This is a genomic window from Escherichia sp. 93.1518, from assembly GCF_013368915.2.
Classification (GTDB): Bacteria; Pseudomonadota; Gammaproteobacteria; order Enterobacterales; family Enterobacteriaceae; genus Escherichia; species Escherichia ruysiae.
Genome location: NZ_JABWMT020000002.1, coordinates 254,164 through 266,595 on the forward strand (window position 1 = coordinate 254,164; position 12,432 = coordinate 266,595).

Below are 12,432 nucleotides of genomic sequence, written 5' to 3' on the forward strand. Positions count from 1 at the left end.
AGTTAACCGTGCTCATTGCTGTACTGGAGCTGTTAGTGGCTCTGTTACGGTTGATTGATTTGTTGAAGTAATTAGCAAATTGAAACGCATCTAAGGGGGAATACCTCTTCCCCCTTTAATAAATTATAATTCTATTTGTTGACTGAATATATTATGTAGTTCACGATTAAAAATTGCTATTACAGTTTCTGGTGATTCACCTCTTAATATTCTCTCATCAATAAATTCATCTCTTATATAAATCAAAGCATCATTTATTAGCGGGTCGCTATCATCTCGATCAAATTGATTAAATGTTGGATGCAACCGGAAGCGTTCCAGTCGGTAGACCGTTCCAGTAAATAATTGGGCATATTTATGTATTTCAAGTCGGAAGGAAAAGGGTTCTTCAGGATCAATGACCTGATAGTCGTAAATAGAGACCAGTTCACTTTGCACGATCATGGATTTTCTCAGTTGTCAGACAGCGGGCAGTTTTGTTACTACCCGCAGTGCGTTAGTGAAAAATGATGTCCGGCGTACTTAAGGCTTCACTCAAATCAAATACATCGAGTTCGGCAAAAGTGACAGATTGATTGTCACGATACACTTTAAGAGAACTGAAACTCATCAACGCCTTGCTATCAACATTGTAGTGGTGAAAACCGGGTGAAAACTTAAGCACCAGACGATACTCACCTAAGCCATAGACAAATTCGTCTTCATACCCTGATGCCCAGCCCTTGTAACGCATCCCCATCAGTTGCCCAACGGTGGCTGACTTCCCCTGCCAGCGGTTCAGGCTATTGTTTGCTGCTTCATCTGGCGTGAGAAGTACCGTGCGTCGTGCCAGTTGACGAAATGGCGGAATAATCTCGTAATCGGCAAAAAGTTGTTCAAATTCACCACGCATTTCTGTTGGCATTTCTAACGGGTGCGCAATGCCAATCAGGCAATCTGGAGGTAGATCAATAACATCGTCCTGTGCATTACAGAATTCCCCTTCTGCCGCCACGCGAAATGCATTAAGTAAACGACGTGGTTCATTTGCCGGATAAATGCCCCATATCAGTCGCTGGGCAACCAGTCGGGTAAAAGGATGTTTAACAAACAGAGAGTAAAAATCTGCCAGCGACCAGCGTCGGGCGGTGCGCAGTGCCGATTCCAGACGCGGCAGTAGATCTTTGCTGATCTGAGTAGCGTCTTTTCTCAATCCTTTCAGGCGAGCCAGTGCTTCAGGCGCTTTACGTTGATCGTCATCGGCTCGCAGCCGGGGAACACTTTTCTGGCGCACGTTTTGCTGATCGTAGATAACCGGGGTGAGGTTTTCATCGAAACGAACGCTAAACTGTCGTGAACCAAAATCGAAGATAAGCGCCTGTGGATCATCAAGGCCCAGTGTTGGGACTAATCTGTCCGCTAACTCTTCCTGGCTTAGTCCGCGATTTTCTGCGACCAACTGGAGATATTCCGCCGCGTTATCACGTAAGGGGCGCGATTTCGCTCGTTGCGAGATATGGTGCAGTTGTATTAGCGCCATATCATTATTCATCAGGGTAAGTATATTCAGGCCACTGACAGCCCGGGCTGATTTGCCTTCCTGCGGCCAGGCGAGGATCTGCGTTGTCAGATCCCGTGCCGTGCTTTCATCGCCAAAGAGACTTAACGCCAGAAATGCCCAGTTGTCTTTTGCGGGGGCGCCAGCTTGTTGCCAGACGGTAAACAGATCCCAGGCAAAAGCGGCCAGCGTTTGCGCCTGGCAGAACGTTTTCAATTGTTCCAGTCCGCTATAAAAACGCCCACCCTGGGTAAAGCGCAGCATTTCGCCAATAATTTCCAGAGCATCATCGGTAACAGGCTGATTATTATTGATAAGCCGTGGCTTGTGCCACATTGTCGGATGCCAGAAATCAGGGGCTTTCGGAATGCGCGGCGGGTAAATTTCTAGTGGGTTCTGTATAAGCAATTGCTCCAGGGTAGACCACACATCAGTACGCTGCCAGCGGTTCGCCACGGTTTGCAATAATTCGCCATGTCCCTGTTCATACAGTAAACGCAGGGCAAGTAATGCGGCTTCGCGGTTGTCGCTGGGCTTAGTAAAGACGAGAGGAATAAGTGCGGTAGCTGTATGTTCTGGCCATTGTAAAATCCACAGGCGTGCCAGATCACGCTGAGTGGCAAAACGGTGCCAGATGCGGGCGACGGGTAGCGCCAGTTCGGTTGTGCCAAAATTTAAAGTTAACGGAAATGTTTCTTTCGGACGATGTGAAAAAGCCAGCAACAAACCGGGTAATGCATCCAAACCGAGGATGCTGAGAAAATAGTCTTCACCCGCGAACAGATGTTTTTTCTCATTGATACGCAGCCAGAAAGCCACTGCCATCTCACGCGGAAGCTGTGCCAATAAATACAGATTCCAGACACTCTTTTCAGGACGATAACGCGAGTAGCTGTCATTTTCCCAGGCGTTAATTAACGCTTCAACGTCGCCGTTACGAAGCGCCTGTTCTGCTGATTTTGCTTCCGGAGAATGCCAGCCATTGTTGATTTCCTCGACTCTGCCCTGGTAGTAATGCCACTGAACCACTAATGATTTGCGCGCCGCATCCAGTTTGCCGGGCAGTATATAATTTCGGAACAGCCATACATCATCCCCAAAACCTAGCTCCTGTAGTACAACGCGACCACTTTTTCTTTCCATGCGTTCCGCAAAAGATCCCGTGCTGAAATAACGGGCAGACTCTGTGGCGGCAAGCCTCTCTCGTTCGCCTGGTTGCCAGCGGGCTTTGGGAGCTAATTTGAGAGGCGCTAAATCAAGGCGCAGCAATGCCGTTTTTTTCTTACCTCGCCACGGTGGAGAAACAAGTATTTCTGGCAGGTCGTTGCTATGAGTACTCTCGAAAGCAGGTTTCGGCGGTGCCGATAAATAACTATTCAGCACGGCCTGGGCTTGAGCACTTAACCATGGACCTATGTCTTCTGCCAGTTGTGGCTGCGATGCCATCAACGTTTGTAACAGCGTGCGCCAGTATTCATCACGTGCTTTTTGCTGTGCAGGCAGTTTTTTGTCTTCAATGACTGGATAACCAGGACGAGCAGGTGGTTCTTTTAACGCCAGCAGTTCAGCCAGTGCGGTGAGTGTCGAATGGGGGAAATTTTTACTGTATTTAGCAACACGTTGCAGGCTGGGTTTGTTTTTATCAGCCACCAGTAACAAGATGCGGATGACCAGCGGGTGGTTTATTTGTACCAGCAGACTGCCGCAGTCGTCTTTATGAGCATACATTGCCAGACGTGGCACGGTAGCTAACCCTTGTTCGCGTAAAAGGGCGGCACAGGCAGGGTAACCGAAGTGGTTTTCATGCGACATGTAGCTGGCTTCGCGATCGCTAAATACGTCCAGGCTCCAGTATCGTTCGAGTTTTTTTACCGCCGTATTATCAGTAGCAACGACCTTTAACCACTCCTTTGAGTGAAAACTTGTTGATGGGCTTTCAAGGCTGGCAAGCTCATTCGCTATATCTGGTTTTTCCGGAAGCATCAGCGCAATAAAAGGGCGGCGAACTGTGGGGATCTCTGGCAGTGCAGCAATGAGTTTGTCGGCGCAACGCTGCCAGCAGTTTTCCTCCGCCAGTGAAAGATGTTTACGCAGACGAAAATCGAAATTGCTATAAGTCTCTGAGCGATAGCCATAGCCTGTATCTTCGTTAGGTGTCATTAAACACACAGTTGATGGATCAGCATGATAATTCAGTGCAATGAACTGACGCGCTATCACCACATCCGTTGCATATTCCAGCCCATATTTTTGCACGATTTCATCAAGTAACTGCTGGCTATCATTTTTCTCGATACAGATCAGAGCCGCCATTGTAAAGGCTGGGATTGACGGTTTATGCTCGCCAATCAAATTAATTGCCTGCTGGATGGCGGACTGCCACTCCAGTGAACATTTATCATAATGCCAGGTGATATTTTTCTTCTTGCCTGCTTGTTGTAGTAATTCATCTCCCAATGTCTGGATGAGACTTTCAGTGATAACGGGCACTGGTTCGCCCGGCCAGCGACGATGACTGAGCGGCGTTTTGCCTTTTTTAAATTTCAGTTCCAGTTGCGCATCGTCCGCCAGCCACGGTAATTCCTTGCTCATGTTCTTCCCTTATTCAAATAGAGCTTCAATGTCATTAATTAACTCGCTGGTGGTGATGTCATCGAGCACGGAGAACTGGGCTTCCTGTGTTGCGTTATTCCTCCAGCCATAGCTTTCTGCTTTGCCATCCCATAGCCACAGTTTGCTTAAGAGTTGCTCGGCGCTGAGTTCGGCTGGTGACATGCCTACCGCAAAACCTTCATCGATTTCCATGATTAACGACCAGCGACCAAGAGGTTTGATCATCCAGCCGATCCAGCCTGCATCCTGCGGTTCGCCACGCAACCAGCCTTTATTTGCCAGCCCCATGACCCGACCGCTCGGGCATTTTCTGCCTGTCCAGCGAGTCAGTTCGCTGGCATTGCGCTCAGCTTCTGTCAGGGAGTAACTGTTACGGTCAAGCTGGCGGAACGGTGGTAGCAGTTCGTAGTCAGCAAAAAGCTGACCAAAGGCGGCAGCATCCGTCGGTGATATTTCCAGAACGTGAGGAATACCAATAGAGATATCGCCTTCCGACAGGGTGAAGAGATCATCGTCAGCGGTGCTGTAGCTGTTATCTTCCGCAACGCGAAAGCAAGCCAGTAGCTGGTTGTCGGTGCTATAAACGCCCCAAATCAGGCGGCGGGTTAAATGGCGTACCAGTAGGTGCTCAACCAGAAAGAGCCGGAAGTTTTCCTCTGACCAGCGACGGCGCAGGCACATGGCGGATTCCAGCCTTGCCACCTGTTGGACGGCAACGGTACGGGCATCTTTTTTCAGCAGTTTAAAGCGATTAACGGCATCGGCAGCGAGCGTTTCATCATCACTTTTGTTCGGTTTTGGAAGGTCTTTCAGGCGGCTGCCGGAAACATCACGTACAAACGGTTTTAAGGTTTCATCAAAGCTGACGGTGAACTGACGTGGGCCGAAATCCAGCAGCAGCGAACCGTTATCATCCAGACCGAGATCCGGTGCTAACCGGTCTTCAAGTTCCGCGACCGTGAGTTCGCGGCTTTCGGCAATGTTGGCAATCTTTTCTTTTGCCCGCTCCTGCAATGCTTTGAATTTCAGCTTCTGGGCGATACCGTTAAGTTGCATCAGAGCAATATCGCTGCCGATAGCGGCGAGAATATCCAGTCCGACGGTGGCCCGTTTATGCTGGGATTCGCCAGGCCATGCGCGGATAATCGGCGTCAGTCTGCGGGCGGTGTCATCGTTGCCGAGAACACCTAGCGCACTGAACGCCCAACTCTCTTTCGATGGCGCGCCAGCCGTCTGCCAGGCGATAAATAGATCCCAGGCAAATTCAGCCAGTGAGTCTGCGGTACAGACATCTTTCACCTGTAATAATCCCGGATACAGCGCGTCTTCCTGGGGGAAGCGGAGCATTTCGCCGAGGTGGAGGAGGGCGTTATCAGGCAGTTGCTGAGCGTTTTCTTTTAATACCGGGCGCGTCCAGAGCGATGGCTGATAAAAGGTCGGAAGAGTAGGGATTTTTGTCGGGTGATTATCCAGCGGATCGAGAGCCAGCAGGGCGTTGATGGCGGCTGTTACTTCCGGTTGGTTATAACGCAGGGCGACTTGTTCCAGTAATGGCTGATGACCATTTTCAGTCAACATACGCAAGGCGGCGCGGGCATTATCCTGGGCTTCACCGGCTTTGCCGAGCGCCGTTGGCAGCAGGCCGGTAATGGCATGTTCAGGGTATTTAAGAAGCCAGGTACGGGCGTCTTGTCGTAGGATTTTGAGTTTGTTGAAGGCGCGAGCAATCAGCGGCGCTAATTCGATAGCCGCAAAATATTGTGCTACAGGCAACGCTTCCTGTGGATAGCGTGAAAAGGAGTGAATAAAACCCTGCAACCCGCTGAGTTGCAGGTGCGTCATGACATATTCGACGCCGACGTGTGGCTCTTTACTAAGGACATTCCACGCCTGCGCTGTTTTTTCGATAGGCAGTGCAGCTAACATGTAGAGCTGCCATTCCCGTTGATAGGAGTGCCAGAAGGTTTTAAATTCGCTGATCAGCGCGGAATAATCTCCCCGCAGCCAGACCTCTACAGCAACATCAGGCGCTTTCATATAGTGATCATTATTCCAGCGATTGAAACCCAGGCGCGTCAGGTAATTCTGAGTATCCTCTTTTTGTCCGATATCTATTTGATGTGCGTACCAGCGATGCCTTGCATGAATCTCTTTTTCTGCCGTCTCGGTCAATGTGCAGCGTGACTCCAACGCTAATGGCGCTAAGTCCAATACCGGCATTACAGATTTTTTCTTTTTCACCCGCCACGGGGGCGAGACTAATACGGCTGGCAGCATATCGTCGCAGGCATGGTTTGAGGGTTGTGTCAGCTGTTGCTGGCATGATTTCAGCACTGTAGCTGCTGGTGACGTTAGCCAGGGAATTACCCGTTCTGCTAATGCTGGTTGAGAGATAAGCATTGTCATCAGCATCATACGCCAGCTTTTTTCCTCTTTTTGCGCCAGCAATTCAGCTAATGCCGCCATAGCAGCATGTGGAAAGCGAGCGAAAGCCTTTGTCATCCGTTCGTGGCAACGCTTTCCTTGCTCGCTAGCATGGATAAGCGACGTAAGTGCCTGCGGGTGGTTGATATGCATCAACACTTCACCGCATGTGTCGCCGGAAGCATAAGGGGTGAAACGGGCTAGCGCAGCGACACGTTGTTCCTGAAGTATTGTCGCACACCAGATTTTACCGCAGTAATAATCATCAAATACCTGCCCTGGGTGCCCAGGATGGTATTTTTCCAGTTCCGTCAATACCTGCTCATCTGTGGCCACTAGTTTTAGCCATTCCAGCGCATATAACCCTTTTTGCCCGCAAAGACGTCTGGCAATTTCATGAGCTACTTCTGGTTTTTCTGGCAACAATAACGCAACTAGTGGCTGGTTCCAGGCAGGCATGTTTCCGAGTGCAGCAATCAGTTTGCCGGCGCAGCGTTGCCATACCTCGTCATTTGCTAGTGACAGATGCTTACGCAGGCGCATTTCAATTGCGGCGAACCGTGACAGATAATCAGGCTGCGTCTTAGCCGGGGTGACCGTAATAAGACTGGCGTCATAATTCCAGCTAAAACAGATGGATTGCCACGCAATGATCACTTCAGTGGCATATTCCAGACCACCTTCCTGGACAATTTGATCCAGTAACTCTTCGTGATCATTACGATTGAAACCTTGTTCCAGAGCAACCAATACCGCCAGAACTTGTGGCGGCAGCGTGGTATGAATGGGGGAGTCGATAAGGTCGACAGCCCGGGCTATTGCTTGCTGCCAGTCCGGTGAACAGGCGCTGTAATCAAAGGTGACCATCTTTTTAAAACGCCGATGAGTATTTGCGGCGACGGTGCGAAGTAGAGTTAATTTACCCTCTTGTGGCACAGGATTGCCTGGCCAGCGTCGATGACTTAGAGTTGTTGGGGCTACTTCTGTAGGCAGAATGATTTGGGCATCGTCTGCCAGCCAGGGAAGAGTAGCTCCAGCAGATGTTGGTTTGGCTTGTGGCAAAGGGGGGATTTCAGGGCTTTCGGTAACTTTGGCGAGGGCAGATGACGGTGTTATTACAATGTTCTCCGCCACATACCCCTTTTTCGTTTTCTCCGCAATCAACTTCAGCTCCGCCTTTTCCGCCGCCGCAGCGTCCGCAAAGTTTTTTACCTGGCTTTGCCCGGTGGTGCCGACCTTACCCCAACTTATATGCAACTCGTTTCCCTGCTGCTCAACCGCCCAGAATTTATGTGATTTTTCGTCCTGATAAATATAGGTTTTCATTGTTAAATCCTTTTAATCAAACAGTGATTCAATATCGTTAATCAACTCGCTGGCGGTGATGGCATCAAGCTCCGAGAAAGTGAGCGTGTAGCGTTCCCCTGGTGAAGTGATTTTTACGCTTTCAACAGGTAGCAGGTCGCCATAACCCGTTTCACCATAAATCAATGAGAAATGTTCTGTTTCAAGTTCGAGATCGCCATAAAGGGTAGATTTGCGCATTGCATAGACGCTGCCGCTTTCTTCCAGGCGTTGCCAGCCTCTGCGTTCCAGTCCGACAATGCGCCCGGCCTGGCAAAGCCGTCCGCTCCAGCGTGTCAATTCATGGGCGCTGCGTTCATTGTCAGCAAGGTGGTAACTACAACGGTCGAGCTGTTGGAAGGGGGGAAGCAGTTCGTAATCAGCGTAAATTTGCCTGAATGCAGCGGCGGATTCAGGGGAGATTTCCAGCACATGCGGAATACCGATGTTCCCTGCTGGCAGCGTGAATAGCTCATCCTGCGCATCGCTGTAAGTGCTGTCTTCTGCCACGCGGAAACAGGTCATAAGGGCGTTTTCATCGTTATATACTCCCCATAACAGCCGTCGGGTTAAGTGACACATCAGCGGATGTTCTGCCAGGAACAGGCGGAACTGCTCTGCCGTCCAGCGTCTGCGCTGGCACATAGCCTGTTCCAGGCGAGCAATCTGCTGGCTGGCTATGGCGCGTACATCTTTTTTCAACTGTTTGAAGAGGTTAACGGCGTCAGTTGCCAGTGTTTTATCATCGCTCTGGTTGGGTTTAGGTAAATCTTTCAGAACTTTGCCGTTTGCGTCGCGAACCACGGGTTTTAGGGTTTCGTCAAAACCAACGGTGAATTGACGTGAACCGAAATCAAGTGTCAGAGAGCCGTGGGCATCAAGTCCTAAATCGGGAGCCAGTCGGTCTTCCAGTTCGGCCATTGTCAGCCCGCGATTTTCGGCGACCATATTGATTTTGTCGCGGGCATGTTCCTGCAATGCTTTGAATTTAATCTTTTGCGCAATGCCATTAAGCAACATCAGCGCCATATCGCTACCGATACTGGCTAACACATCCAGCCCGGAAACTGCTCGTTTATGCTGGGATTCCCCCGGCCAGGCACGGATAAGCGGGGTTAATTTACGGGCGGTGTCGTCATTGCCTAAAATTCCCAGCGAGGTAAATGCCCAGTTTTCTTTTGCGGGGGCGCCAGCTTCTGTCCAGGCGGTATACAGATCCCAGCCAAATTCAGCCAGTGATTCGCGGGTGAAGGTTTCTCTAATGATATCCAGCCCAGCGTAGGCGGTAATGTCGCGAGGAAAGCTCAACATAGTGCCGAGGTGGCGCATAGCGTCATCTGGCAGAGGCAGGTTGTTACTTTTAAGCCGTGGTCTGCGCCATAAGCTGAACTGATAAAAGCCGGGCAGAGGGGCGATTTTTGCGGGATATTCTTCCAGCGGATCGCTATCGAACAATGTTGCCAGCGCAGCTAAAACATCAGGTTGGTTATACCCTTGGGCGATTTCCTCAATCGTTTCTCGCTGGTTTAATTTCACCAGCAGACGGAGCGCCTGGCGGGCACAATCACGATCTTTTCCTTGTTTGCCCAGTGCCACAGGAAGTAGCCCGGCGGCGGCATGGCGTGGGAATTTAGCCAGCCATTTTCGGGCATCTTCAGCAGACATTGTTTTCTGTAATCGCTGCGCCATCTGTAATGCTAATTCGCTGACGCCCAGGAAGAGAGTGAATATCCACAACTGTTGTGGCTTACGTTGCAGACATTTCATAAACGCAGGAATGGCCGCATCACCAAAAATCGCCAGAATCTCTTTCTCGCCGGAGAATTCTTCTTCATTGATTATTTGATTGAGGAAAGAAATAGCATGTTGAGTGGGTAGGAAACAGAGAGCGTACAACTGCCAGGATTTACTGCCTTTGTTATGGTATTGCGCAAACTCTGCTTTCAGCGACGGGAAATCGAAACGTAACAGGGCATCAACTGCGCTTTGTGGCATTATTTTTTTTTCGTATTGTTCTTCTCCGGTTCTGCGCCATTCCTTAAACCCCAGTCGCCAGAGAATTTGTTGTTCTGGTGTAAAAGGAATGAAAGATGTCTCCCAGCTTTCTTTTTCAATTAGTGGCAGATCGGTAAAAAATGTTTGCTGTGATGCCTGATATTTTGCGATGTCACTGAATCTGGATATGTCAGTATAACTGATTAATTCTGTAATTCCTGGTGTGATATCAGTGACGGCAGGAACGGGAAGTATCGGTAAATCAAATACGGGTACTGCATTCTTTTTCTTATTTATTACCCACGGTGGCGAAGTAAACAGCTCTGGCAACATATCCGCAGTGGCATATTCACATTCTTCAGTCGCAGGTTGCGGACGACATTCAGATAAGATACCTGCCGCTTTAGCATTAACCCAGGGAATAACGTCACATACCAACTCTGGCGTGGCGGTAATCAGTTTGACAAGTGCGTTACGCCACTGTGTATCTTCATGTATTGCCAACAAAGTAGCATAAGCGGCAATAGCCGCAGCAGGATGTTTTTGACAGGCTTTGCTTAAGTATTCCAGGTGCTTTTTCTTGCCAATTACACCGAGGATCAGAATTTGAATCGCATCCGGGTGATTCGTTTTCCATAGCCATTTGACAAGGTTTTCGGTTTCACTGATGTGATTGAAAACATAATCCGGGTCGTCAGAATGGTCTTCCGTTAACTCAAGAAGTATCCGGCTTACACCGCGCACCCCATTATTTGCCAACAACATTGCCAGATAAGCGCGAAAATCACGATACAACGGTGGGAAGTCGTATTTTTCTGCTGTAGTTAGAGCAGTATCATCGGTTACCACCAGTCTTAACCAGGTCATCGCCGGAACGTTTTGATCTGCATAACGTAGCGCCATGGCATTGGCGATATCCGGTCGTTCAGGGATCAGTAGCGCCGCAAAAGGTTGCCGTGCCGGGGAGAGCGAGGGAATAGCAGCAAGTACTTTATCTACACAGCGTTGCCACTCATCTTCTGAAGCGAGTGAAAGATGATGACATAGACGTTGATGCCAGTTCGGTAGCGATTCTGCTTCGAGATCGGGAGGAATTATGGTCGTGACGGCGGCTTTTACTGTTTTATATCTAAGTTGAAGAGCGAGAAGGGTGATTTCAACGGTAGTTTCCAGGCCACAACGAACGACTAAGTCATCGACCAGTTCATCTGTTGAGTAAGAGTTCCAGGAGTGCCAGAGTAATGCCGCATCAGACTGCGCACTACCTGTCTGTAGATTATCCTGGATTCGCAACTGTAATTCGGCAAACGCCTGCTGCCAGTTTTCCGGATAAGAACTGTAGTATTTTTTTAAATCATATGCATAAGTGCTATCTGCAATGCGCTTCCATACCTCACCTTTATTGCGCAGATAATTAATTTCTCTTGGCCTGGTGCGATGAGGAAAAGCAAATCGATTAATATCGTCAGTTAACGCAATGGCTGCATCATCAGCAAGCCATGGCCGTTTGTTTTTACTTACAACTGCGGTTTTAACTTCAGAAGGGGTACTTTCTTTTGTGACTGGCGGGAGAACCATATTTACCGAGTCACCTTCCACATAACCCTTCTTCATTTTCTCCGCGATTAGCTTCAGCTCTGCTTTTTCCGCAGCAGCAGCATCCGCAAAGCTTTTTACCTGGCTTTGTCCGTTGGTGTCGACTTTTCCCCAGCTAATATGCAGTTCGTTTTCCTGCTGCGCCACCGCCCAGAATTTATGTGATTTCTCGTCCTGATAGATAAAGTGTCCATTCTGCATCCCTGTAATTTTATCCAGTTTAATACAGATGCTAACAGCATTTGCGCAGGTTACAGAGCGACAAAAAGGCGAGAAAACAACTTTAGGAATTTATAAAGAAAAGGCGCTGTCGATGCAGCGCCTTGAAGGGGATTATTTCACTTGATGACCCGGTTTAGCACCGGCATCCGGGCTTAACAGGAAGATATCTTTCCCGCCAGGACCGGCGGCCATCACCATGCCTTCGGAGATACCGAAGCGCATTTTACGCGGTGCCAGGTTAGCCACCATAATGGTGTGACGACCAATCAGCGCCTGCGGGTCTGGATAAGCAGAACGGATGCCTGAGAAGACATTACGTTTTTCACCACCAAGATCCAGCGTCAGGCGCAGCAGTTTGTCAGAACCTTCAACAAACTCTGCGTTTTCAATCAGCGCCACGCGCAGGTCAACTTTGGCGAAGTCGTCAAAGGTGATGGTTTCCTGAATCGGATCATCAGCCAGCGGGCCAGTAACTGGCGCGGCAGTGGCTTTCACTTCTTCTTTAGAGGCTTCCACCAGTGCTTCAACCTGCTTCATGTCGATGCGGTTATACAGTGCTTTGAACGGATTAACTTTGTGCGCCAGCAGCGGTTGCTGGATGCCATCCCAGGTCAGTTCCGTATTCAGGAACGCTTCCGCACGCTCGGTCAGTTTCGGCAGTACCGGTTTCAGGTACGTCATCAGCACGCGGAACAGGTTAA

The 12,432-nt window shown here is 49.4% G+C and carries 5 protein-coding genes; all 5 read right to left on the reverse strand.

Annotated elements, in window-relative coordinates:
* Positions 1 to 123: 123 nt before the first annotated feature.
* The gene (locus HEN21_RS02775; RefSeq protein WP_105285001.1) at positions 124 to 444 is read right to left on the reverse strand and encodes a hypothetical protein; all 321 of its coding nucleotides are present in this window, start codon (positions 442 to 444) and stop codon (positions 124 to 126) included.
* A gap of 52 nt (positions 445 to 496) precedes the next feature.
* A complete protein-coding gene (gene yehI, locus HEN21_RS02780; RefSeq protein ID WP_176251966.1) occupies positions 497 to 4,129 on the reverse strand; it encodes a DUF4132 domain-containing protein YehI in 3,633 nt (1,210 codons plus the stop codon).
* Between the two features lie 9 nt (positions 4,130 to 4,138).
* On the reverse strand, positions 4,139 to 7,900 hold the full coding sequence (locus tag HEN21_RS02785; RefSeq protein WP_176251965.1) for a DUF4132 domain-containing protein: 3,762 nt from the start codon (positions 7,898 to 7,900) through the stop codon (positions 4,139 to 4,141).
* A 12-nt stretch (positions 7,901 to 7,912) separates the two neighbouring features.
* Positions 7,913 to 11,710 carry a DUF4132 domain-containing protein gene (locus HEN21_RS02790; RefSeq protein WP_176251964.1) on the reverse strand — a complete coding sequence of 1,266 codons (3,798 nt, stop codon included), beginning with the start codon at positions 11,708 to 11,710 and terminating at the stop codon, positions 7,913 to 7,915.
* A 132-nt stretch (positions 11,711 to 11,842) separates the two neighbouring features.
* Positions 11,843 to 12,432: methionine--tRNA ligase subunit beta (gene metG / locus HEN21_RS02795; RefSeq protein ID WP_183082899.1), on the reverse strand; the 590-nt coding region annotated here is incomplete at its 5' end.